Origin of the sequence: Pseudomonas sp. H3(2019), assembly GCF_007713465.1 — a bacterium.
GTDB lineage: Bacteria > Pseudomonadota > Gammaproteobacteria > Pseudomonadales > Pseudomonadaceae > Aquipseudomonas.
Genome location: NZ_VMSG01000002.1, coordinates 147,572 through 171,653, shown reverse-complemented (window position 1 = coordinate 171,653; position 24,082 = coordinate 147,572). Strand labels below are relative to the sequence as shown.

Here is a 24,082-nt window from a genome sequence, read left to right as displayed (position 1 = left end):
CAAAGCAGAATTCTCAAACCTCAGAAACGAAAAAGCCCTGAATAATCAGGGCTTTGTCGTACATAAGATGGCGGAGGCGATGGGATTCGAACTCATGGACCTGTTACAGTCGACGGTTTTCAAGACCGTTGCCTTAAACCACTCGGCCACACCTCCGTATTGCGTTGCGGGCGCCATAATACCTGAATGAAACACACTGTCAAACTCTCTGCATAGCTTGTTACAGAGCGTCTGTTATGATCTTTGCGACTGAACGTTTCAAACCAACAGGAGTGTCGCCATGCGCGAACAGGATTACGCAGTTAATAACAGCGTGCAGGCTGAGCAGCTAGAGGTTAGCCGCGTCCTGCGCAACACTTACGGCTTACTCGCCCTTACGCTCGCATTCAGCGGTGTGATGGCGTTCGTCGCTCAGCAGATGCGTGTCGGCTACCCGAACGTGTTCGTGGTGCTGATCGGCTTCTACGGGCTTTTCTTCCTGACCAACAAGCTCCGTGACTCGGCCTGGGGCCTGGTGTCGGCGTTTGCCCTGACCGGTTTCATGGGGTTCCTGCTGGGCCCGATTCTCAACCGTTATCTGGGCATGCAAGGCGGCGCTGAAGTGGTCAGCTCGGCTTTCGCGATGACCGCACTGGTATTCGGTGGTTTGTCGGCCTATGTGCTGATCACACGCAAGGACATGAGCTTCCTCGGTGGTTTCATCACCGCTGGCTTCTTCGTCCTGCTGGGCGCGACGCTGGCGGGCATGTTCTTCAAGATCAGCGGTCTGCAACTGGCGATCAGCGCGGGCTTCGTGCTGTTTTCTTCGGTCTGCATTCTGTTCCAGACCAGCGCCATCATTCATGGCGGCGAGCGTAACTACATCATGGCGACCATCAGCCTGTATGTATCGATCTACAACCTGTTCATCAGCTTGTTGCAGCTGTTCGGCATCATGGGTCGCGATGACTGATCGTCAGCCTTGAGCAAAAAACCCGCTACGGCGGGTTTTTTGTTGTCTGGCATTCGGGCAGGGCTCACTCGGTGACGATGATGCTGCTTTCACCGGAATCCCCTCAATCCCAGCCATTTCACGCCATCGGCGGCAACCGCCGTTTCACCGGGGTCTTCTTGACGATTGCAGTATTGGTTTCGGCATAGCTGTTGAGGCGGTCGAGCAGGGTATCCAGTTGTTCCATCGAACGCACATGCAGGCGCGCGATGAAGCAGTCATCGCCGGTGACCTTGTCGCATTCGGTGAACTCGGGAATGGCCTGGATCTGCCGTTCAACGTTTTGCAACTGGCCGGGCAGCGGGCGAATACGCACGATGGCCTGCAATTGATAACCGAAGCATTTGGGATCGATGTCGACGGTATAACCCTTGAGCACGCCACGCTCTTCGAGTCGACGCAGGCGCTCGGCGACGCTGGGCGATGACAGGCCGCTGATCTGCGCCAGGGCCTTGAGCGAACGTCGGGAGTCTTCCATGAGGGCTGCGATCAGCAGTTGGTCAATGTCGTCAGTCATACAACCCCCGATTAGGCAAATACTGGAATCTGCCTTGATAAAAAAGGTGAACTGGCAGTTTAGCCTGCATTTGACGCTGGAGTGGCACGGCGCTGGATTGGCATACTTTGGGCTCATATCGAGGAGCCTGATCATGGATAAAACACTGCGTCGTGGTTCGTTGGAAATGACCGCCGCCATGCTTATTTCCGGGACCATCGGATGGTTCGTGCTGGTTTCCGGCCAGCCTGTGCTGGACGTGGTGTTCTGGCGCTGCGTGTTCGGCGCTGCGACCTTGCTGCTGATTTGCGCGGTGTTCGGCTTTCTGCGCCCGGGCATTCTGACCCGCACCACATTCTTGCTGGCGGTGCTCAGCGGGGTGGCGATTGTCGGTAACTGGGTGCTGTTGTTTGCCTCCTATTCACGAGCCTCGATTGCCATCGGCACTGCGGTCTACAACGTACAACCGTTCATGCTGGTCGGTCTGGCAGCGCTGTTTTTAGGCGAGAAAATTACCGCGCAAAAGCTGTTCTGGCTCGGGGTTTCATTTCTCGGAATGCTGGCAATCGTCAGTGCGCATGGCGAGCAGGGCGTGGGGGGCGGTGAATACCTGCTGGGAATTGCTCTGGCCTTGGGCGCTGCACTGCTTTATGCCTTTGCCGCGCTGATCATCAAACGCCTGACCGGCACACCGCCGCATTTGATCGCGTTGATTCAGGTCTGCACCGGCGTGCTGTTGCTTGCGCCCTGGGCGAATTTTTCTGCGTTGCCGCAACAGCCCGGTGCCTGGGCCAGTTTGCTCACGCTGGGCATTGTGCACACCGGCGTGATGTATGTGCTGCTGTACGGCGCAATTCAGAAACTGCCGACAGCACTGACCGGCGCACTGTCGTTTATCTACCCGATTGCGGCGATTTTCGTTGACTGGTTCGCCTTCGGCCATCGCCTCGAACTGTTGCAGTGGATCGGTGTGGTTGCGATTCTGCTGGCCGCTGCCGGTATGCAACAAGGTTGGGGCAACGGCGTTCGTAAAGTCGCGACGCAGTGACCGACGTTCAGATTTTCCAACGGGGCGCAGTCTTTACCAAGCGCTGGCGCATGTCATTCAGGTTGGCGGTCAGTTGTCGGGTCAGTAATCGGTAACCGTCCAGCGCGCTGTAGACCGGGGTGCCCATGGCGGTCTGCGGTGCGGCTTCATCGGTCGCACGCTCCAGGCGTTGTGTCGTACCGGATTGCAGCGCCCGGGCCATGCCAATCAGTAACACGCGAACCTGCCGGTGCTCGGCTTTCAGCGCCAGTTGCAGTTGTGCCATGGCCTGTTCGTCGCTTGCTTCGGGGCGGGTGTTGGCGAGGATTTCCAGAGTGCTGATGCACATCCGCAAATTGCGCTGGAGGGCGTCGAGTTCGGTCATGGACATTCGCACTTCCTTGGACACCGACGGCATCAACGAGCGCAGTTGCACCATCATCCCGTTGAGACGGCTGAGCATCTTGAGGTAGTGGTCATCGGTGACCGACTGGCCACTGATGATCCGGCGGTAAATACTCGCGCAGTCGCGCAAGGCGCTGGCGAGTTTGTAGCGCCAGGAGTAGACCGCGTACAGCGGCAGTGCGAAGGAAAAGGCCAGGGCCAGGACGATCCCGATGAGAATATCGACCGTGCGCCAGAGTCCGTCAGTCACCGGGTTGTCGCCGTGTCCGGCGACGATGAATACGGTGATCGCCGACAACAACGCGGTGTAACCGCCCTTGCCGATCGCGTGATAAGAGAAGAACCCGCAGACCACCGACATACCGAAGTAAGTCAGCCACGGCATGCCGAGCCAGGCCTGCTGCGCCACCAGCAGCAAACCCACGCCAGCGCCGATCAGCGTGCCATATGCGCGTTCGGCAGCTTTCTTGCCGATATTGCCGTGGTGCTGCAAACCACCGATCACCACCAACATGGTCACCGACGCCCATTCACCGTGGGGCAGGTGGATCCCGGTGGTCAGTAGAATCGTCGCCAACAGCCCCAGCGACACCCGAACGGCGTGGATCAGTTTGGCGTTGCGATAGCGCCGGTACGGGTCCAGGAGCGGACGCAGCAACCGGCGCAGCAACGGTGGCAGTCGGGATGATCGAAGGGCTGTCATCGGGTTCGCAGGGTGTCCTCGGCGTGCGTTCTAGAAAATATAGTCGGTGGTCAGGAAACTCGACTCCCGTCCGCGGATGATGTCGCTGATCAGTTCCTTGTTGCTTTCCTGGAACTTGGTCGCCACCAGCGTGCGGATCGAAAATGTTCGTAACGCATCGTGCACCGACAGCGTGCCTTCGGCCGAGTTCTTGCGCCCGTTGAACGGGAAGGTGTCCGGGCCACGCTGGCACTGGGCGTTGATGTTGATTCGCCCGACCTGATTGGCAAAGATATCCACCAACCGTCCTACCTCGGCGGGATTGGTGCCGAACAGGCTCAATTGCTGTCCGAAGTCCGACTCGAGGACGTAGTCGATCACCGTATCCAGGTCACGATAAGGGACGATCGGCACCACCGGGCCGAACTGCTCTTCATGATAGACGCGCATGTCGGTGGTCACCGGGTACAGCACCGCCGGATAGAAGAACGACCCGCGTGCCTGGCCGCCATTGTCGTTCACCACGTTGGCGCCTTTTCTCACGGCATCGTCCACCAGTCCATGCAGGTAATCGACTTTGCCCGACTCCGGCAATGGGGTTAGCGACACACCACTTTCCCACGGCATGCCGGGTTTGAGAGAGGCCAGCTTGTGGTTGAATTTTTCGATGAAGCGGTCGACCACTTGCTCATGAACGAAGAGGATTTTCAGCGCAGTGCAGCGCTGGCCATTGAACGAAAGCGAACCGGTGACGGCTTCGCTGACCGCATTGTCCAGATCCACCTCGGGCAGCACGATGCCGGGGTTCTTCGCGTCCAGGCCTAACGCGGCGCGCAAGCGGTGTGGTTTCGGGTGAAGTTTCTTCAGGTCGCTGGCGGCCTTATTGGTGCCGATGAAGGCAAAGATATCGATCTTGCCGCTGGCCATCAGCGCGCTGACAGTCTCGCGGCCGCTGCCGTAGATCACGTTGATCACCCCGGCCGGGAAGCTGTCGCGGAACGCTTCCAGCAACGGGCGAATCAGCAGGACGCCGAGCTTGGCCGGTTTGAACACCACGGTGTTACCCATGATCAGTGCCGGAATCAGCGTGGTGAAGGTCTCGTTCAGCGGGTAGTTGTAAGGCCCCATGCACAAGGCGACGCCGAGCGGCACGCGGCGGATCTGGCCGAGCGTGTCCTGTTCCAGTTCGAAACGGCTGGAGCGACGGTCGAGTTCCTTGAGAGCGTTGATGGTGTCAACGATGTAATCGCAGGTGCGGTCGAACTCTTTTTCCGAGTCCTTGAGGTTCTTGCCGATCTCCCACATCAGCAGCTTGACCACCGCCTCACGCTGTTCGCGCATGCGGGCGAGGAACGCTTCGACATGCTGAATTCGCTCGGCCACCCGCATCGTTGGCCAGTTGCCCTGACCACGGTCATAGGCGCGGACGGCGGCGTCGAGGGCGGTTAATGCGGTGTCGGCGTCGAGCAGTGGCGTGCTGCCGAGAATGACTTGTTCATCGCCATTTTCGCCGGTCAGGTAGACCGGGCTGCGGACGATTGCCAGAGGGCCGTTCCAGATTTTCAGGACGCCATCGACGAGGTATTCGCGTTGCTCGGTCTGCCCGTCGAGGCGGTATTGCTCCGGGATGTCGCGGGCGGTCGGGAACAGGTTGCCAAGGATGTTTGCTGTGCTCATGTCGCTACCCCGTCTGGATTGGGTGATGCGGATAAGGTTTTTGTCGCCAGACACTGCCATGAGGTCAAGACCTGTCAGCCGTGTCTTTTTCTGGAGTGACGGCGATGGCTACAAATCATTCTGATGCCGCTTTTGGCGCGGCACAGGATGTGCGCCATGATTAGCATTGCTGAATCGTTTTATCAGATTGCTTCGGCAACTGCTACGGAGGATTTGAGCGACATCAGCACAGTTCCGTGTCTGCATCGCTCTTGCACCTTTCAACACACACAAACTGCCGTGTGCCGGGTAAACTTCATGCCTTTCCAGAGGAGTTCTCATGAGTTACTACCAGCCGGGCATCCTTGCCACCCCCGTTCCGCCTCAGGCGCGTCATTTGTTTTTCGCTCTCGAATCCGCCGAGGCTCTGCCGACTGCGCTCGACAACCTGATGAAACTGGTGGACGGCAAGTCGGCGGTGGTCGGTTTTGGCAAGTCGCTGGTCAATGCACTGGACGCGAAAGTAGCGGGGCTGCGACCGTTCCCGGCGATGATCGGCGTTGGCGTCGATAACCCTTCGACCCAGCACGCGCTGTGGTGCTGGCTGCACGGTGAGGATCGCGGCGAATTGCTTAATCGCAGCCGTGCCCTTGAAGTCGCGCTGGCTCCAGCATTGCGCCTGGTGCAGATGAACGAAGCCTTCCGTCACATGAGTGGCCACGATCTGACGGGCTATGAAGACGGCACCGAAAACCCCCACGACGAAGCTGCCGTTGCTGCAGCGCTGGTGGCTGAGGGCGAGGACGGCCTGGTGGGTGGCAGCTTCGCCGCGATCCAGCAGTGGCAGCATGACCTGAACGGTTTTAATGCGATGCCGTCCCATGAGCAGGACAACATCATTGGTCGCCGCAAGAGCGACAACGAAGAACTCGACGACGCGCCGATCTCCGCTCACGTCAAACGCACCGCCCAGGAAAGCTTCACCCCCGAAGCCTTCATCGTGCGCCGCTCGATGCCATGGATCGAAGGTGATCGTGCCGGCCTGATGTTCCTGGCCTTCGGTCATTCCTTCAATGCCTTCGAAGCTCAACTGCGCCGTATGAGTGGCCTGGAAGACGGCGTCGTTGACGGTCTGTACCGCATGAGCCGGCCGATTACCGGCGGCTACTACTGGTGCCCGCCGCTCAAGGACGGTCAGCTGGATCTGCGTGCACTGAGCATCGGCTGAAGACTAACGCAGATACTGTAGGGGCACGGCTTGCCGGCGATGGCGATCTTGCGGGCGCTATCGCGGACAAGCCTTGCTCCTACGGATCGGGGGGGCGCCCAGCTCTTGCCAGCGATGGCGGGTCTTACGGATGTCATCGCTGGCAAGATGTCACTGTGCGGCGGAGACGTAGACTTCGCGGCCAGCGAACCAGGTGCTCAATACCTGGGTGTCGTGCAGGGCTTTTTCATCGACCTTGAACACATCGCGGTCGACGATGATGAAGTCCGCCTGCTTGCCGGGCTGGAGCGAACCGATCTGCTGTTCCAGGCCAATGGTGCGGGCGGCGTTGACGGTGTAGGCGTAGAACATGCTCTCGCGGTCGATGCCCTCGGCGGCGTTCAGCACGCCTTTGGGCCCCACACGGGTGATGGCCTGGGCCATCGCATTGAACGGGTTCGGTGATGACACCGGCCAGTCACTCGCACCGGCAATCGTTGCGCCTTGCTTGAGCAACGAGTGCGCCGGGTACTGATAGCGGAAGGCGAGCGCGCTGACGTACGGCTTGATCATGTCCAGGGTGTACTCGTCAGCCGAGGCCCAGAGCAGCTGCATCGAAGCGATCACATTGAGTGGCTTGAAGCGGGCAAACTCCTTGGGGTTGACCAGTTGCAGGTGGGTGATGGAGTGGGTCACGCCGCTGCGCCGATCCTTGCGTGCTTGTTCGATGCCGTTCAACGACTCACGCACTGCACGGTCGCCAATGGCATGTATGTGCACCAACCAGCCGCGTTGGTCGGCGGCACTGACCAGCTCACCGAAATGCGCCGGATCGATCAGCAGCTCGCCCTGTTTGTGCGAGTTGTTGTAGGGATCGATCAGCGCCGCGCTTTGCGCCGGAAATTCCAGTACGCCGTCGGCGAAGATCTTGATGCCGGGCAAGCTCAGGTTCGGGATGCCCTGGAACTGCTTGCGCACAATGTCCAGTGTGTCGAGGTCAGCCGGGCAGCTTCGCGGGTTGGCCACCAACAGCGCGGCGACGTGCGCGCTCATGGCCCCGGTTTCAGACAACGCCTTGTACACCGGTAAGACGCCGACGGTTTTCTCTGTGGGCTTGAGGGCGAACACCGGTTCCCCCGGCGCAGCATTGGCGGCCGGGTCCATCCAGGCGGTGATGCCCAGGCTGTTGTTGAACCGCAGCGCAGTCTGGGCGGCTCGCAGCAGGTCCGCCGGACTCGCTTTGGGCATGACCGAAGCGACCCGGTCCCAACCCGCGTCCACCAGAAAACCGTTGGGCGCACCATTCGCCAGGCGGCCGATAGTGTCGCGCTCCACGGCGGGCAGGGTGTTGATCAGGGCGGCATCGATCCCGGCCCGCGCGAGCATCACGTTGTTGGCCCAGGCGGTGTGGTGGTCGCTGCCGATGAACACGATTGGCACCTGCGCCCATTCACCCTGGTTGAAACGCTGGGCAAAAGCCTCGGCTTGCGCCCAGTAGGTCGAACTCATGCCGGCCACGCTCAACACATCACCGTGTTTTGCCTTGCCATCGTCACGCCAGTCGCGCAGGCGTTTTTCCAGTTCGTCGAGGCTGACTTGCTCATCTTCCATATTGGCCGAGGCCAGTTCCAGACCACCAAAGATCGCGTGTGAGTGGCTGTCGATCAGGCCGGGCATCAGGGTTTTGCCCGCCAGGTCGATGACCCGGGTCGAGGGCTCGATCAACGCCTTGATCTGCGTGTCGCTGCCGATCTGCAGCACTTTGCCGTCCTGCACCGCCAGGGCCTGGACCTTGGGTTGGGTGTGGTCGGCGGTGAAAATCTTGCCGTTGATCAATACCAGATCGGCGGCGGCCATGGCTTCCATCGAGGCAAAAGCCACGGCGCAGCTCAGGAGTGTCGGGATAACTCTATTCATGCTCGTGTGCCTTGTTTTTATTCGTCTGGCAGCGAGACTAGTAGCTTGGCACGCTGGGCAGAACACCTGAAACCAGCAAAACCCTTTTGCCTGAATGGAAAAACCATGGACACGCTCAGTGCCTTGAAAATGTTTGTTGCGACGGCGGAACACGGCAGTTTCAGCCGTGCCGCGCAGCAACTGGGCAAAACACCGTCAGCGCTAACCAAAGCGGTCAGCCATCTGGAAGATGAACTGGGTGCGCGCTTGTTCGAGCGCAGCACGCGGCGCACTTTATTGACCGAGGTCGGGCGGCTTTATCTGGAGACCGCGCGTCAGGTGTTGCAACGCCTGCAAGAGGTCAGCGAAGAGATCCTGCAGGTGCAGCATGGTTTGCAGGGCACATTGAAAATCACTGCGCCGCTGGCCTTTGGCCGGGCCTTTCTCGACGAGGTATGCGCAGGCTTTCTCGATGAATACTCGCAAATCAGTTTGCACATCGACCTGTGCGACGAGTTCGTCGATCTGCTCGAAAGCGGCTACGACCTGGCATTGCGTGAAGGTCATGACGACCTGCCCGGACAGATCGCCCGAGTCGTCGGTGATAATCGCCTGGCCCTGTGTGCCAGCCCGGACTACCTGGCGCGCAACCCGGTTCCGGTGACGCCGCAGACCCTCGATCAGCATCACTGGCTGCTTTATCGCCATGCGGACCTGAGCCGTGAATTCTGGTGGGTCGAGCGCGACGGTCAGCGGCTCAGCCTGCCCCAGCCGTCGCGGCCGCGCCTGAAAAGCGACAATTACGACTTGCTGCTGGCCGCTGCGCTGGCAGGGCGCGGGCTGCTGCACGCGCCGCTGTGGAGTGCCGCGCCGTATCTGGCGGATGGCCGGCTGGTGCGGTTGATGGCCGACTACGAGATTGATCCGGACGCGTTCGGTTCGCACATCCTGGCGGTGTACCCCAGTCACCGTCGCGCCACTGCCAAGGTGGCGGCTTTCATCGATTTCATTTCGACTTTTCTGCGCCAGCGCGGCTTGAGCTAAGCGTTACGACTGGCGGTTATTGTCAGGAAAACCCGAGAGGAGTACAAATGTACTCCATGACGACTTTGACTCCCCGCCGTACCGCCATCCTGACCTTCATCCGCGACCGTATTGCGCAACAAGGCCAGTCACCGAGCCTCGCTGAAATCAGCGAGGCGTTTGGTTTTGCCTCGCGCAGCGTGGCGCGCAAGCATGTGGTGGCGCTGACCGAGGCCGGTTTTATCGAGGTCAATCCGCATCAGGCCCGCGGTATTCGCTTGCTCAATCAGCCGCGTCGCCCCGAGTTGCTGGATATCCCGGTCCTCGGGCGGGTGGCTGCCGGTGCGCCGATGGGCGTCGATGCCGAGGTGCACAGCCGCTTGTGGCTGGATCCGGCAATGTTCTCGCGCACACCGGACTACCTGCTGCGGGTTCAGGGCGACTCGATGATCGGCGACGGCATTCTCGACGGTGATCTGGTGGGCGTGCGCCGCAGTGCCGAGGTGCGGAACGGCCAGATCGTCGTTGCGCGGCTTGAGGGCGAAGTCACCATCAAGCGCTTTGAGCGGGCAGGGGACAGCGTGCGGTTGCTGCCGCGCAACCCGGCTTACAGCCCCATTGTGGTCACTGCCGATCAGGACCTGGCGATTGAAGGGGTGTTCTGTGGTCTGGTGAGGCAAGGGTGATGGGCGCCGTCGTTGCGCTGGATACGCTGTTCAATGGCGGCCAGGTCTGGAAAGGCCGGCCCGCGCCACCCAGCATCAGCCCGCAGCCGACCGGGCATGCGGCACTGGACGCGGCTTTGCCCAGCGGCGGCTGGCCGGAAGCGGCGCTGAGCGAAATTCTTGTCGCCGGGCAGGGCGTGGGTGAGTTGCAACTGGTATGGCCAACCTTGGCCCGACTGACGACCGCCGGTGAGCGAGTGGTGCTGGTAGCGCCGCCGCATGTGCCGTATCCCCAGGCCTGGCAGAACGCCGGGGTGGATCTGCGGCAGTTGTCGATCATCCAGGCCAGTGACCGCGAGGCACTGTGGGCGGCGGAACAATGCCTGCGCTCAGGCAGTTGCGGGGCGGTGTTGTGCTGGCCGCAACAGGCGGATGACCGCGCCTTGCGCCGTTTGCAGGTGGCGGCGGAAACCGGGCAGACCCTGGCGTTTGCCTATCGCTCGATCAAGGACGCCATCAATCCTTCGCCGGCAGCCCTGCGCATCGCCATCGATTCAAGGCCCGCGCAGTTAAGGGTGCTCAAGTGCCGTGGCGGGCTGGCCCGTTCGGCACCGATTGCCTTCGCCACCGGGCAGTGAGGTTGGCATGCGCTGGGTCTGTATCCTTTTCCCGCAGTTGGCGCTGGACGCGGTGTTGCGTCAGCGCAGCGACCCTGACGAACCGCTGGTGCTGCTGAGCGGTCCGGCGCAGCGTCGGGTGTTGCAAGCGGTCAATGCACCGGCGCGAGCATTGGGGCTGCGTCCGGGCCAGTCGATGACCGCCGCCCAGGCCTTGAGCAAGGCCTTTGTCAGCGCCGACTATGACGTGGCCGAAATCGAGCATTGGCAGCAGTTTCTCGCCGCCTGGGCCTACCGCTTCAGCTCCCAGGTCAGCGTGCATTACCCGCGTGCGGTGCTGTTTGAAATCGAGTCGAGCCTGGGGCTGTTTGGGCCCTGGCCGCAGTTCGAGGCGCGGTTGCGCGCAGAGCTCTCGGCGCTGGGTTTTCGCCATCGACTGGTCGCGGCGCCCAACCCGCTGGCCGCACGGGTCCTGGCCAATGCCTACGACGGTTTGGCGGTGCCGGACAATGACGCTCTACGGCAATTGCTCGGGCAGATGCCTGTCGAGCGGATCGGGCTTGAGCAAACGGTCGCCACCGCACTGTCGCGCATGGGCTTGCGCACCTTGGGCCAGGTTCAGGCGCTGCCGCGTCAAACCCTGGCCCGACGCTTCGAGGCGCAAGTGCTCAAGCACCTCGATACCTTGTTGGGCGAACGGCCGCTGGCCTTGGGGTTTTATCTGCCGCCGGACCGTTTCGATGTGCGGATCGAGCTGAATTTCGATGTGCAATCCCATCAGGCATTGCTGTTCCCCTTGCGCCGGCTGACCGGTGATCTCTCGGCGTTCCTCTGTGGCCGGGACAGCGGCGTGCAGCGCTTTGACCTGCATCTGGAACACGCTGGGTTGCCGGATACACTGATCAAGGTCGGCCTGCTGAGCGCCGAGCGTGATCCGGCGATGCTCTTCGAACTGGCCCGCGGGCGGCTGGAACAGGTGCAGGTCGAAGCGCCGGTGCGCGGTTTTCGGCTGTCGGCGCAAGACTTGCCAAGCTTCGTCCCGCAGCGCCGGGAGCTGTTCGACGAACGCCCGCAACAGTCCTTGCCCTGGGAGCAACTGCGCGAACGCTTGCGTGCGCGGCTCGGGGATGAGGCGGTGCAGGGCCTGGGTTTTCAGTCCGATCATCGGCCGGAGTGTGCCTGGCTGCCGAATGCACAGCCTCAGGCCTGCCCGGCGCTGCCTGATGTACAGCGTCCCGGTTGGTTGCTGACCGAACCGTTACCCGTGCACGAAGGCACGGCGCACATCCTCATGGGGCCGGAGCGCATCGAGTCCGGCTGGTGGGATGGCGCCGACGTGCGCCGCGATTACTACCTGATCGAAACCCGCGCAGGCTCGAAGGCCTGGGCCTATCGTGCGGTGGGCGAGGCCGGACCGCTGTGGCTGCAAGGCTGGTTCGCATGAGCGCTGACTACGCCGAACTGCACTGCCTGTCGAACTTCAGTTTCCAGCGCGGTGCATCGAGTGCCCACGAGCTGTTCGAACGGGCCAAACGTCAGGGTTACCAAGCCCTGGCGATCACCGACGAGTGCACTCTGGCCGGCATCGTCCGCGCCTGGCAAGCGGCCAAGGCGCTGGAATTGCCGTTGATCATCGGCAGTGAAATGCGCATCGAGAACGGCCCCAAGCTGGTGCTGCTGGTGGAAAACCTTGAGGGTTATCAGGCCCTGTGCCGGCTGATCACCCACGCCCGACGGCGCACGGAAAAGGGCCAGTACCGGGTGCTGCGCGAAGACTTCAGCGAACCATTGCCCGGACTGTTGGCGTTGTGGGTGCCAGATGCCGTCGACGCACTGGAACACGGCGCCTGGCTAAAAAGTATTTTCGGCGAGCGGCTGTGGTTGGCGGTCGAGCTGCACTGCGGACAGAACGACGCCCGGCGTCTGGCCGATTTACAGGCCCTGGCTGCCCGCTTGCAGATTCCGGCGGTGGCCAGCGGTGATGTGCACATGCATACCCGTGGCCGCCGCGCATTGCAGGACACCATGACGGCGATTCGTCTGCACGTGCGGGTTGCCGACGCCGGGCAGCGCTTGCACCCCAATGGCGAACGGCACTTGCGCAGCCTTGAGGCGTTGCGTGAGCTGTATCCCGCGTCGTTGCTTGAAGAGACGCAGGTCATTGCCCGGCGTTGCACCTTCGATCTCGGTCAGTTGCGCTACCAATACCCGCGCGAGCTGGTGCCCGAAGGGCAGACCCCGACTTCCTGGCTACGCTGGTTGACCGAGCAGGGCTTGAGCAGGCGTTGGCCTGAAGGGCCGGACAGCACGGTCATGGCGCTGATCGAAAAGGAACTGAAACTGATCGCCGAGCTCGGTTACGAGAGTTACTTTCTCACCGTCGAAGACATCGTCAGCTTCGCCCGCAGCCAGCGCATTCTGTGTCAGGGGCGCGGCTCGGCCGCCAACTCGGCGGTGTGTTATGCCCTGGGAATCACCGAAATCGACCCGAGCCGGACGAGCATGCTGTTCGAGCGGTTCCTCTCCAAAGAGCGCAACGAGCCACCGGATATCGACGTCGATTTCGAGCATGAGCGCCGCGAAGAAGTCCTGCAGTACGTGTTCCAGCGTTACGGCCGAACCCGGGCCGCGCTGACAGCGGTGGTCAGCACTTACCACGGTGCCGGTGCGATCCGCGACGTGGCCAAGGCCCTCGGTTTACCGCCGGATCAGGTCAATGCGCTGGCCGATTGCTGTGGCCATTGGAGCGACGATGTGCCGCCGCTGGAACGCCTGCGCGAAGGTGGCTTCGACCCGGACAGCCCGGTGCTGCGCCAGGTGCTGAGTCTGACCCGGCAGTTGATCGGCTTCCCCCGGCACCTGTCCCAGCATCCGGGCGGTTTCGTGATTTCCGAGCAGCCGCTGGACAGCCTGGTGCCGGTGGAAAACGCAGCCATGGCCGAGCGTACGATCATCCAGTGGGACAAGGACGATCTGGACATGGTCGGCCTGCTCAAGGTCGACATTCTTGCCCTCGGCATGCTCAGCGCCATTCGCCGTTGTTTCGATCTGTTGCGCCACCATCGCGGGCGGGATTTGAGCCTGGCCAACATACCGTCCGAGGACCGGCAAACCTACGAGATGATCAGCCGCGCCGATACCATCGGGGTGTTCCAGATTGAGTCCCGGGCACAGATGTCGATGTTGCCCCGGCTCAAACCCCAAAACTTCTATGACCTGGTGATCGAAGTGGCCATCGTCCGTCCCGGCCCGATCCAGGGCGGGATGGTGCACCCGTACCTAAGGCGACGTAACAAGGAAGAGCCGGAAACCTATCCCTCGGTACAGTTGGAGGCCGTGCTCAAACGCACTCTCGGCGTGCCGTTGTTTCAGGAACAGGTCATGCAGATCGCGATTGTGGCCGCCGATTACAGTCCCGGCGAGGCCGATCAGTTACGCCGCTCCATGGCGGCCTGGAAGCGCCACGGTGGCCTTGAACCGCACCAGAAGCGTCTTCGCGAAGGCATGCTGAAAAACGGCTACTCGGAGGAGTTCGCCGCGCAGATTTTCGAGCAGATCAAGGGCTTTGGCAGCTACGGTTTTCCCGAATCCCACGCCGCCAGTTTTGCCTTGCTGACCTACGCCAGCTGCTGGTTGAAATGCCATGAGCCGGCGGCGTTCGCCTGTGCGCTGATCAACAGCTGGCCGATGGGTTTCTACAGCCCGGACCAGATTCTCCAGGATGCGCGCCGGCATCAGTTGCAGATCCGTCCGGTGGACGTGGCCGCCAGCGATTGGGATTGCAGCCTGGAGCCGACTGACGGTGAGCAACCGGCGATTCGCCTGGGGTTGCGCATGATCAAGGGCTTTCGCGAGGACGATGCGCGCCGCATCGAAGCAGCGCGTTTGCAGGGTGAGTTCATCGACATCGCCGACCTGGGCGAGCGCGCCCGACTCGATGCCCGAGCCCAAGAGCAACTGGCCGACGCCGGAGCGTTGCGCCGGCTGGCCGGTGATCGTCATCGGGCACGCTGGGAAGTGGCGGGGGTGCAGAAACAACTTGGGTTGTTCGTCGGGTTGCCGAGCCAGGAAGAGCCTTGCGTGGTGTTGCCCAAACCGACCGTGAGTGAAGACCTGCAAGCCGATTACAGCAGCGTCGGCACCACACTCGGCCCGCATCCGCTGGCGTTGTTGCGCGATGAGTTGCGTGCCCGACGTTGCCGCAGTTCGCGGGAGTTGCTGGAGGTCGAACATGGGCGCAACGTCAGCGTCGCCGGCCTGGTCACCGGCCGCCAACGCCCGGGCACGGCCAGTGGCGTGACCTTCGTGACCCTTGAAGACGAGTTTGGCAACATCAACGTCGTGGTCTGGCGCGACCTCGCCGAGCGCCAACGCAAAGCACTGATCGGCTCGCAATTGCTCAAGATCGACGGCCGCTGGGAGAAGGTCGGTGAAGTCCGGCACCTGATCGCCGGACGCTTGAGCGACCTGAGCTCGTTGCTCAACGGCATCAGCGTGCACAGCCGGGACTTTCACTAAATCACCCGGATCGCTCAAAGAGCTGACGCCAAAAAAATTTAAACACTGTCTTCAATAGTGCACTTTGGCATAATGCCGTCCGTCGACGTCCTGCACGACGCTTGCCGACTCAAATTCCCATCGCTTTTTCGCCACCGCAACCCGCTGTGGTTGGGCACGACCGTGCCGGGATAAACCGTTTTTCAAAAGGAATGCACAGTGAGAATGATCTCTCGAATGGTGGTATCAGGGGCAGCGATTGCCGTATTAGGCGCGATGGCCGGGTGTGCGACCGAAAGCTCCCGCGCATTGCCGGTAGCCAAAGTCGAAAGCGCCAGCCAGGCCTTTGTCGGTGTTCGAGTGCCGATGGCCGTTGGCAAGTTCGACAACCGTTCGAGCTACATGCGCGGGATCTTCTCCGATGGTGTGGATCGCCTCGGCGGTCAGGCCAAGACCATCCTGATCACTCACTTGCAGCAGACCAACCGCTTCAGCGTGCTGGACCGCGACAACATGGGCGAGATCCAGCAGGAAGCAGCGATCAAGGGGCAGTCCCAGCGCCTCAAGGGGGCTGATTTTGTGGTGACTGGCGACGTTACCGAATTCGGCCGCAAAGAGACTGGCGATCACCAGCTGTTCGGCATTCTTGGCCGTGGCAAGACCCAGGTGGCGTACGCCAAGGTCAACTTGAACATCGTCAATATCAGCACGTCGGAAGTCGTTTATTCGACTCAGGGCGCAGGTGAATACGCCTTGTCCAACCGTGAAGTCATCGGCTTCGGCGGTACCGCGGCCTACGATTCGACCCTCAACGGCAAGGTGCTCGACCTGGCGATGCGCGAGGCGATCAATCGCCTGGTGGATGGCATGAACTCGGGTGCATGGAAGCCGGGCAACTGATCAAGGTCGATGACAAGGAGCGTTACAAGCATGTTCAAGCGTTATATGTCGTGGGCGCCGATGGCGTCGATGTTGCTGGTCAGTGGCCTGTTGGCCGGATGCAGCAGTCCGCAAACCCTTTACCAGTGGGAAGGCTACCAGCCACAGGTTTATGAGTATTTCAAGGGCGAGGAGCCCAAGGAAGCCCAGGCCGAAGCGCTGGAGCGCGACCTGCAAAAGATCAAATCCACCGGCAAGACGCCGCCGCCTGGCTACCACGCTCACCTGGGTCTGTTGTACCTGAGCCTGGGCAAGGACGATCAGATGGTGCAGCAGTTCAGAACCGAGAAGACCCTGTTTCCCGAGTCGACGCCGTACATGGACTTTCTGCTTAAAAACGCCAAGACCGGAGATACCCAATGATCGCGCGCTCATTGAAACTGATGGCCGGCCTGCTGGCCCTGGCAGTCCTCGGCGGTTGCGTCAGCCCCAAGACCGTGGACTACTCGGCTTATAAACAAAGCCGTCCAAAAACCATTCTGGTGCTGCCGCCGCTGAACAATTCGCCGGACGTCAAGGCGTCTTACAGCATGCTCTCGCAGGTTACCTATCCGTTGGCTGAAGCCGGTTACTACGTGCTGCCGATCGCGCTGGTCGACGAGACGTTCCACCAGAACGGTCTGACCACGCCGGCGGACATCCACCAGGCGCCAGCCAACAAACTGCAAGAGATCTTCGGTGCCGATGCCGCGCTCTACATTACCGTGACTGACTACGGCACTCGTTACATGGTGATCTCCAGTGCGACCGTGGTTACCGCCAGCGCGAAACTGGTAGACCTCAAGACGGGCACTACCTTGTGGACCGGCTCGGCCAGCGCGTCGAGCGAAGAGGGTGGCAACAACAACTCAGGTGGTTTGGTGGGTCTGCTGATCACCGCAGCAGTCAAGCAGATCATCAACAGCTCCACCGACGCCGCTCACCCGATTGCCGGTATCACCAGTGAACGACTGTTGTCGGCGGGCCATTCTGCGGGGTTGCTGTACGGGCCGCGTTCGCCGAAGTACGGCACTGACTGATTGACCTCTGCAAGGGAGCAAGCTCCCTCGTCACCCTTGCCAGTCGCGAGTTGCGACCAACGGGCACCGCTGGTCCGATTGATAGTCGACAGCAACTGCCGAGCGAGGCCATTCTGATAGCTGGCGAGCGCGCGCAAAGGCGTTCGCCACCGATCAACAAACGGAGGTGTTCCATGCCGGTGAATCATGACCTGTATCAGGACCTGAGCTGCTCAAAGGAAGTCATTCAGCAAAAGCGTGCCAATGATCCCCACCTGAATGCGCTGCTGGATAAATATTCGGATATCGACAACCGGGTCCTGAAGGCAGAAGCCCAGGCTCAGGCAGATGACGAAGTAAGGAAGCTCAAGGAAAAGCGCCTTTCTATCAAAGACGAAATATCCCAGAGATTGAACGGTTCTGCCAGAACGTGACCAACGTGGGGGGGCGCCGTGTCGCCCCCTGTTCGGCAGTCTGCTTGCACGCGTTGATTCAATGTGGTGTGTTGCGCATCAGGCGATTGACCCTGTCTGGGCCGGGATTGCCCGTTGTGCCATGTCGCGCAGGGCCAGCATCGAGGCTGCCGATTCGTGCTCGATACGCCGCTTGAGCAGCAGTCGATTGGCCAGGCGCATCAGCCGTCCGCTGAAGCGGTATTCCAGGGTGCGAACGAAGCAAGTGCCGTCACCCTCGCTGGCGCATTCATAGGTCACGTCGTTGTTATTAACAAAAGACTAGTCGCGGAGAAATTATTCAGCCAATGGATGTCGGGATTGAGTGGGTATTCACGCCGAACGGGTGTGGATGTTGCTCAGATCAACGGATCCCAGCGCTGCGACCAGTCGCTGTCGGCCTTGACCAGTTCGCGCAACAACTCAAAGGCCTGTTGCAGCACCGCCGAGTCGCGATCCCGTGAATACACCAGATAGGTCGGGTAACTGAATTCCGGGGCTTTGGGCACCCGTTCCAGCACGCCGCTGTCGAGGTAGGTCTGAACCACCCGAGTGCGGAAATAACCGGTGCCACCGCTTTGCAGGATGTATTGCAGCGCCAGCGGGCCGAGGTTGAAACTCAGCGCGGCTTTGGCCTTGTCCGGCAGTGCCGCGTCGTGCTGGCGCCGGAACTCTTTGCCCCAGTCGATATAGACGTAGGGTTCGGGCCTGGATGGCAGGCGCACCAGGATGAGTTTCTCCTCCAGCAGTTGCTCCACTTGCAGCTGTGGCCAGTACTCGGGTTGAAACACCAGCGCGGCATCCAGCACGCCCAATTCCAGTTGGCGCAGCAGGTTTTCGCCGTCGCGGATTTCTGTGCGCAAGGCGTGGCTGGGGATCTTCTCACGCAGTTCGCGGGCCCAACTGAGCATCAACGGGTTGCACAAACTGACCTCGCCGCCGATGTGCAGCACATTGCGGTAGCCTTCCGGCAGCGGCAAATCCCGGCGCGCGGCTTCCCATGTCTGTACCAGTTGATTGGCGTACACCACGAAGGCTTCGCCATCCGCGGTCAGGCGAGCGCCAGCGCGGTTGCGTACGAACAAGGTGCTGGCGAGCTGGCTTTCGAGCTTCTGCACCCGAGCGGTGATCGCGGTCTGGGTGACGTGCAGCTTATCGGCGGCGGCTGCAAGACTGCCGCAGCGAACGATTTCCAGAAAGGTACGGGCGAGATCGATGTCCATAAGCCGTCGCTGAGGTGAAGAGCCCCGCAGTGTAGAGCAAGCGTGCGCCTGAACTCGAGTTGAATGAACAGGAAGCCGCGTGCACCGGGGCGAGTCCTCGCTCTACACTGCAAATCATCCCAGGCAACAACGGACGTTCTCATGACAGCAAAGTCGGCCGCGAACATTCTCGACACCGTCGAAGGCCAACGTTTGGTTGGTGATGAGGCGCAGTGCTGGCGCGAGTGGGGCCCGTACTTGAGTGAACGGCAATGGGGCACCGTGCGCGAGGACTACAGCGCCGATGGCGATGCCTGGACGTATTTCCCGCATGAGCACGCCCGCAGCCGGGCGTATCGTTGGGGCGAGGACGGGTTGGCCGGGTTTTGCGACCGGGCCCAGCACTGGTGTGTCGGATTGGGGCTATGGAACGAGCGCGACCCGATTCTCAAGGAGCGTTTGTTTGGCCTGAACAATGCCGAAGGCAATCACGGCGAGGACGTCAAAGAGCTGTATTTTTATGTCGACGGGGTGCCGAGCCATGCCTACATGCGCATGCTCTACAAATACCCGCAGGCAACGTTTCCCTATGCCGACCTGGTGGCCGAGAACGCTCGTCGCGGCCTTTCCGATACCGAGTATGAAATCCTCGATACCGGGGTGTTCGAGGACGACCGCTACTTCGACGTAACGGTGGAATACGCCAAGAACAGCCCGGATGACCTGTTGATGCGGGTCACCGTGCACAACCGTTCGGATTTGCCGGCGCGTCTGCGGGTCTTGCCTCAGGTGTGGGCGCGCAACACCTGGAGTTGGGGTGGTGACCGGCACATGCCCAGCCTGACGCTGACCGGCGACTCGGTCCTGGCGCAGCACCCGATGCTGGCGGACCGGCAACTCAGTGCCTGGGGCGAGGAGGGATGTGAGTGGCTGTTCTGCGACAACCAGACCAATCATCCGAAACTCGACGGTGTGCCCGCCAACGGCCCGTTCAAGGATGGCATCAACGATTATCTGGTCGACGGTGTGGCGGGGGCGATTCGACGTGACGCCGGTACTCGGGTCGCGGCGCATTTTGTTCTCGAACTGGACGGGCTGGCGCGCAAAAGCATCTACCTGCGCTTTGCGCCGACTGTCGTGCCCAAGATCAACGCCAAGGCGTTGTTCGAACGCCGTCGCTTGGAGGCCGATGACTATTACGCGGTGCTGCAAGCACAGATGACGGACCCGGACGCACGTAACGTTCAGCGTCAGGCGCTGGCCGGGTTGCTCTGGTCCAAGCAGCTGTATTACTTCGACGTCAATCGCTGGCTCGACGGCGACCCCGGACAACCCTCGCCACCGCCCGCGCGGCTGCACATCCGCAACACCCACTGGCGGCATTTGTCGAACGCCGACATCGTTTCCATGCCCGACACCTGGGAATATCCGTGGTACGCGTCGTGGGACCTGGGCTTTCAGGCCGTTGCTTACGCGTTGATCGATCCGGGTTTTGCCAAGCATCAACTGCTGCTGTTGGTCAAAGACCGCTTCATGCACCCCAACGGCCAACTGCCGGCTTATGAGTGGCGTTTCGACGATGCCAACCCGCCGGTGCATGCCTGGGCCAGTTGGCGGGTGTATCAGCGTGACAAGGCCTTGACCGGTGTCGGCGATATGGATTTTCTCGAGCGGATTTTCCACAAGCTGCTGCTGAATTTTTCCTGGTGGGTAAACCGCAAGGATGCCGAAGGTCGCAACCTGTTCCAGGGCGGGTTTCTCGGGCTGGACAACATTGCGCTGTTTGACCGTTCGGCCGCGTTACCACCCGGTTTTCACCTGGATCAGGCCGACGGTACGGCATGGGTAGCGGCGTATGCGCTGGACTTGATGCGGATTGCCCTGGAACTGGCCAAGCGCAATCCGGTGTACGTCGACATCGCGGTGAAGTTCTTCGAGCACTTTCTCTATATCGCCGGCGCCATCAACCGCGTGGACGATGCCGCTGAAGGGTTGTGGGATGAACAGGACCAGTTTTTCTACGATGTTCTGCACCGTCCCGACGGGGCCAACGAGCCACTGCGCCTGCGCTCTATCGTCGGCTTGATGCCGCTGTTCGCGGTGCAGGTGCTGGAACAGCACGAGCACGAAGGGTTGCCGGGTTTGCGTGAGCGTTTATTGGGCTTCCTGCATCATAGGCCGGACCTGGCGAGTCTGATTTCACGCTGGACCGAGCCCGGAAAAGGCAATCGGATACTGCTCGCACTGTTGCGTGGCGAGCGCACCAAAAACCTGCTCAAACGCATGCTCGATGAGGCCGAGTTCCTCTCCGAATTCGGCGTTCGCTCCTTGTCCAAAGCCTTCGCCGAGCATCCGTTTGGCATGCAAATCAATGGCAACAAACTGTGTGCCGACTATGAACCGGCGGAATCCGGTTCGCGGCTGTACGGCGGCAATTCCAACTGGCGCGGGCCGCTGTGGATGCCGATCAATTACCTGCTGATCGAGTCGTTGCGTGAGTTTCATCGCTACTACGGCGAAAACTTTTCGGTCGAATACCCCAGCGGTTCAGGCTATCTGGCATCGCTTGCCCAAGTAGCCGACAGTTTGAGTCAGCGTCTGACTCGACTGTTTCTGCGGGATGAAAACGGTAGCCGACCGTCGATGGTCGGCTACGCGCAGCTCCAGGCCGACCCGTTGAGCTGTGACCTGGTGCTGTTTCACGAGTATTTCCATGGCGAAACCGGCCGCGGCTTGGGTGCCAGCCATCAAACCGGCTGGAGTGCGCTGGTGGCCTTGCTGCTCTAGCGAGCTCGTTCCCACGCAGAGCATGGGAATGATCACGTGGCCTATCAAGCGATCAGCGTCGCTTCGCGCTCCAGTACCCACGGCGCGATCAAGCGTTGCGGGGTCTGGCAGGTTTTGCGCTTGAACACGAAGTTGCGGCACTTCTCGGCGAACTGCTGGCGGTTGTGCACCATGTCCAGTTGCATCTGGGCCAGCTCGACCTCGCGACAGTGTTCGATCTGCTGAAGGTCCATGTTGGCTTTGCGCGCTCGAAACGTCGCGTACTTTTCATCGGTCAATGCGCCCTTGGCCTGTTGCAACAACCATTGGCTGAACTCGCGCGGGCAGCGCGGACCAATCTCCTGAATCATCCCCAACTGCCAGGCCTGAAACGCGCTGACCGGCAGGCACTCTTCGGTCAGCTTGTGCGCGATTTCGCTGCCCACTGCGCGGGGCAGGCTGTAGGTCCAGTATTCGGAGCCATACAGGCCCATGGTTTTGTAATGCGGATTGAGCACGACACCCGCCCGGGCGAATACGATGTCGGCGGCCAGCGCCAGCATTACGCCGCCGGCTCCGGCACCGCCGGTCAGGCCGCTGACCACCAGTTGTCGGGCCGTCAGCAGTTCCTGGCAGACATCGTCGATCGCCTGAATATTGGCCCAGGCTTCCAGCCCCGGCACCTTGGCTGCCTGAATGACATTGAGGTGCACGCCGTTGGAAAAGCTTCCGCGACCGCCCTTGATCAGCAGCACTTGAGTGTCCCGGGCCTTGGCCCATTGCAGCGCCGCAACCAACCGTTGGCACTGTTCGGTGCTCATGGCGCCGTTGTAGAACTCGAAGGTCAGTTCACCGACGTGGCCCGACTCCCGATAACGAATCGGTTGATAGGCCGCTTCGTTGAACGGTTGGCTGGCGATTGATCCGTCCAGTACCGGTATTGCATCGAGTTGCCCGGCCAACACATGCCGCGCCGGTAATTTGAAGGTTTCTTCCCCTGGCTGGGCCTTGCGCTTGAGCGAACCGATCCACAGGCTGTGATCCCCGGTCGCAACTAGCACGGCATCGTCTTGCACGGCAAGAATGGTCCCCGGTGTGCCACTGCGTAAATCCAGGTGCGCGTCGTACAGGTAATACTGCCCACCGGCCAGGCTTGCCAACACACCCGGCTGGCCGTCGGCGGCATCGATGCTGCGTTTGATGAACTGTGCGCAATCGTGCCAGCTGAAGGTTCGGTCGGCCTGTTTCATGTTCGGCTTCAGGCGCCCGATGACGTTCGGTTGCGTGTAATCGAGGGGTGTCGGGACGAAATCGCTGGCGAATTTTTCCACCACGTCACGGATGCAATAGATCGCAGCGTCACTCACCGGGCCGTTGTACAGCTCGGATTTGCGCACGTCGGCGGGCATGCTGAATTCGTAGGTCGACCAGATCGGCCCAGCGTCCATTTCTTCGACTGCCTGCAAGGCCGTGACGCCCCAGCGGCTGACCTGCTGGGTGATGGCCCAGTCCAGAGCGCTGGCGCCGCGGTCGCCGACGATACCGGGGTGAATGATCACCACCGGACGATCCGGGTTGCTCCAGAGCCGTTGCGGAACACGATCCTTGAGAAATGGACAGATCACCAGATCGGCCGCCGATTTCTCGATCTGTCGGCATACCGAGGTTTCGTCGGTGAACAGCACCACACTGGGCTCGTGACCCGATTGGCGCAAGTCCAGCCAGGCGCGTTGGGTCAAACCGTTGAACGCCGATGACAACAAAATGATCTTCAATGACCGCATGGATGACTCTTCCCTGAGGATGCGCAGCCGGAGGCTCCCATTGAGCCGTCCCTGGCCTTTGATGGAAGCGCAAGGGTAGAGGCAGCCCTGTGGGGGGAACCTGATCGAGATCAATCTGAAACGACAAAACCCGTCGTCTTGTGAAAAGGCGACGGGTTTTGTGTTGTTCGCAGACACGGCCGAGAACCTGTGGCGAGGGGGCTTGCCCCCGTTCGGTTGCAAAGCAGCCGCTCCCTTGATCAACGGGAACTTCCAGATACACCGCGGACACCGGTTTTAGGGTCGCTTCGCGTCCCAACGGGGCGGTGCGGCGTTCCGACAAGCCCCCTCGCCACAAGAGCTCCACGGTGTTGCTTGCTACTCCGGCGAATCCGGTGGATCGAGGTGGTCCAGTGCCCGATTCACTGCCAACTCGGCCAGAGAAATCATCTGCTGAATCCCCAGCGCGGTATTGCGTTTGGGGCCTTCGAGGTCAAACGCCAGATCGCTGGCCATGACGTTGGCCGAGGCGAGTGTTTCGCAGGCATGAGCCAATAGAGTTTCGCTGTCGACGTCGGGGGCGATGACGAAAATGCAGCCGGGGCGTCGGTCGGCTAGCAATGCCTTGGTCTCTGGCAACACCAGGTAATGATCGAGCGCACGGTGCGCAGCGGCGTGGAGTTCTTTTGAATCGAGGGAGGCGTAGGGGGAAACGGGGTCGGTTTCAGAGGGATTGGGGGTGGCTTTGAACATGGTGAACCTCACTTTGTCATCGGGAAACACCTTGAATTCTGGGCCGC

At 60.9% G+C, this 24,082-nt stretch carries 20 protein-coding genes, 1 tRNA gene and 1 pseudogene; 13 read left to right on the top strand and 9 right to left on the bottom strand.

Annotation, left to right across the window (positions count from 1 at the left end):
• Positions 1-68 precede the first annotated feature (68 nt).
• A tRNA-Ser gene (locus FPT12_RS03180) sits at positions 69-156 on the bottom strand.
• Between the two features lie 124 nt (positions 157-280).
• Between FPT12_RS03180 and FPT12_RS03175 the strand changes: the two genes are divergently transcribed.
• Positions 281-952: a Bax inhibitor-1/YccA family protein gene (locus FPT12_RS03175; protein WP_019690798.1), complete on the top strand. Its 672-nt coding sequence runs from the start codon at positions 281-283 to the stop codon at positions 950-952.
• A 118-nt stretch (positions 953-1,070) separates the two neighbouring features.
• Here the strand turns inward: FPT12_RS03175 and FPT12_RS03170 are convergent, their stop codons facing one another.
• Entirely contained in the window at positions 1,071-1,508 is a 438-nt protein-coding gene (locus tag FPT12_RS03170) for an Lrp/AsnC family transcriptional regulator (protein WP_019690796.1), read from the bottom strand.
• Between the two features lie 133 nt (positions 1,509-1,641).
• Here FPT12_RS03170 and FPT12_RS03165 point away from each other — a divergent pair, with 133 nt between their 5' ends.
• Positions 1,642-2,535 (top strand): DMT family transporter, encoded by an 894-nt coding sequence (locus tag FPT12_RS03165; protein WP_145014607.1) that lies wholly within the window; start codon positions 1,642-1,644, stop codon positions 2,533-2,535.
• 7 nt (positions 2,536-2,542) lie between these two features.
• Here the strand turns inward: FPT12_RS03165 and FPT12_RS03160 are convergent, their stop codons facing one another.
• Positions 2,543-3,622, bottom strand: a complete 1,080-nt coding sequence (locus tag FPT12_RS03160; protein WP_178098586.1) for an FUSC family protein — start codon at positions 3,620-3,622, stop codon at positions 2,543-2,545.
• Positions 3,623-3,652: 30 nt separating this feature from the next.
• Positions 3,653-5,278: an NADP-dependent glyceraldehyde-3-phosphate dehydrogenase gene (locus FPT12_RS03155; protein WP_145014606.1), complete on the bottom strand. Its 1,626-nt coding sequence runs from the start codon at positions 5,276-5,278 to the stop codon at positions 3,653-3,655.
• A 319-nt stretch (positions 5,279-5,597) separates the two neighbouring features.
• On the opposite strand from FPT12_RS03155, the gene FPT12_RS03150 reads away from it, so the two are divergent.
• A complete protein-coding gene (locus FPT12_RS03150) occupies positions 5,598-6,485 on the top strand; it encodes a Dyp-type peroxidase (protein ID WP_145014605.1) in 888 nt (295 codons plus the stop codon).
• A gap of 150 nt (positions 6,486-6,635) precedes the next feature.
• On the opposite strand, the gene FPT12_RS03145 is transcribed toward FPT12_RS03150, so the two are convergent.
• Positions 6,636-8,381: an amidohydrolase gene (locus FPT12_RS03145; protein WP_145014604.1), complete on the bottom strand. Its 1,746-nt coding sequence runs from the start codon at positions 8,379-8,381 to the stop codon at positions 6,636-6,638.
• Positions 8,382-8,486: 105 nt separating this feature from the next.
• Here FPT12_RS03145 and FPT12_RS03140 point away from each other — a divergent pair, with 105 nt between their 5' ends.
• From FPT12_RS03140 to FPT12_RS03100, 9 genes are all read left to right on the top strand, one after another.
• Complete coding sequence (locus FPT12_RS03140) at positions 8,487-9,404, top strand: LysR family transcriptional regulator (RefSeq protein WP_145014603.1); 918 nt, start codon at positions 8,487-8,489, stop codon at positions 9,402-9,404.
• A gap of 47 nt (positions 9,405-9,451) precedes the next feature.
• Positions 9,452-10,069 (top strand): transcriptional repressor LexA, encoded by a 618-nt coding sequence (gene lexA, locus FPT12_RS03135; RefSeq protein ID WP_145014602.1) that lies wholly within the window; start codon positions 9,452-9,454, stop codon positions 10,067-10,069.
• A complete protein-coding gene (imuA, locus tag FPT12_RS03130) occupies positions 10,069-10,686 on the top strand; it encodes a translesion DNA synthesis-associated protein ImuA (protein WP_145014601.1) in 618 nt (205 codons plus the stop codon). Before lexA ends, imuA begins: the two co-directional genes overlap by 1 nt.
• A gap of 7 nt (positions 10,687-10,693) precedes the next feature.
• Positions 10,694-12,109: a DNA polymerase Y family protein gene (locus tag FPT12_RS03125; RefSeq protein WP_145014600.1), complete on the top strand. Its 1,416-nt coding sequence runs from the start codon at positions 10,694-10,696 to the stop codon at positions 12,107-12,109.
• Positions 12,085-15,183 (top strand): error-prone DNA polymerase, encoded by a 3,099-nt coding sequence (locus FPT12_RS03120; RefSeq protein WP_218570706.1) that lies wholly within the window; start codon positions 12,085-12,087, stop codon positions 15,181-15,183. Before FPT12_RS03125 ends, FPT12_RS03120 begins: the two co-directional genes overlap by 25 nt.
• Positions 15,184-15,387: 204 nt before the next feature.
• Entirely contained in the window at positions 15,388-16,062 is a 675-nt protein-coding gene (locus FPT12_RS03115) for a CsgG/HfaB family protein (protein WP_162491272.1), read from the top strand.
• Positions 16,063-16,107: 45 nt separating this feature from the next.
• Positions 16,108-16,464 carry a DUF4810 domain-containing protein gene (locus tag FPT12_RS03110; RefSeq protein WP_371922485.1) on the top strand — a complete coding sequence of 119 codons (357 nt, stop codon included), beginning with the start codon at positions 16,108-16,110 and terminating at the stop codon, positions 16,462-16,464.
• Positions 16,461-17,120, top strand: a complete 660-nt coding sequence (locus FPT12_RS03105) for a DUF799 domain-containing protein (RefSeq protein WP_145014597.1) — start codon at positions 16,461-16,463, stop codon at positions 17,118-17,120. Before FPT12_RS03110 ends, FPT12_RS03105 begins: the two co-directional genes overlap by 4 nt.
• Positions 17,121-17,293: 173 nt before the next feature.
• Positions 17,294-17,533, top strand: a complete 240-nt coding sequence (locus FPT12_RS03100; RefSeq protein WP_145014596.1) for a YdcH family protein — start codon at positions 17,294-17,296, stop codon at positions 17,531-17,533.
• 78 nt (positions 17,534-17,611) lie between these two features.
• On the opposite strand, the pseudogene FPT12_RS03095 reads toward FPT12_RS03100, so the two are convergent.
• Positions 17,612-17,812, bottom strand: a pseudogene (locus FPT12_RS03095) (SRPBCC family protein); the annotation flags it as partial.
• 98 nt (positions 17,813-17,910) lie between these two features.
• On the bottom strand, positions 17,911-18,774 hold the full coding sequence (locus tag FPT12_RS03090) for a LysR family transcriptional regulator (RefSeq protein WP_145014595.1): 864 nt from the start codon (positions 18,772-18,774) through the stop codon (positions 17,911-17,913).
• Positions 18,775-18,915: 141 nt separating this feature from the next.
• Here FPT12_RS03090 and FPT12_RS03085 point away from each other — a divergent pair, with 141 nt between their 5' ends.
• On the top strand, positions 18,916-21,540 hold the full coding sequence (locus FPT12_RS03085; protein WP_145014594.1) for a glucosidase: 2,625 nt from the start codon (positions 18,916-18,918) through the stop codon (positions 21,538-21,540).
• Positions 21,541-21,584: 44 nt separating this feature from the next.
• Here FPT12_RS03085 and FPT12_RS03080 read toward each other — a convergent pair whose 3' ends face one another.
• Both FPT12_RS03080 and FPT12_RS03075 read right to left on the bottom strand, forming a co-directional pair.
• Positions 21,585-23,303, bottom strand: coding sequence for a hydrogenase maturation protein (locus tag FPT12_RS03080; protein WP_145014593.1), 1,719 nt, complete (start codon positions 23,301-23,303; stop codon positions 21,585-21,587).
• A gap of 357 nt (positions 23,304-23,660) precedes the next feature.
• Positions 23,661-24,035, bottom strand: a complete 375-nt coding sequence (locus FPT12_RS03075; protein ID WP_145014592.1) for a DUF6124 family protein — start codon at positions 24,033-24,035, stop codon at positions 23,661-23,663.
• Positions 24,036-24,082: the final 47 nt, after the last annotated feature.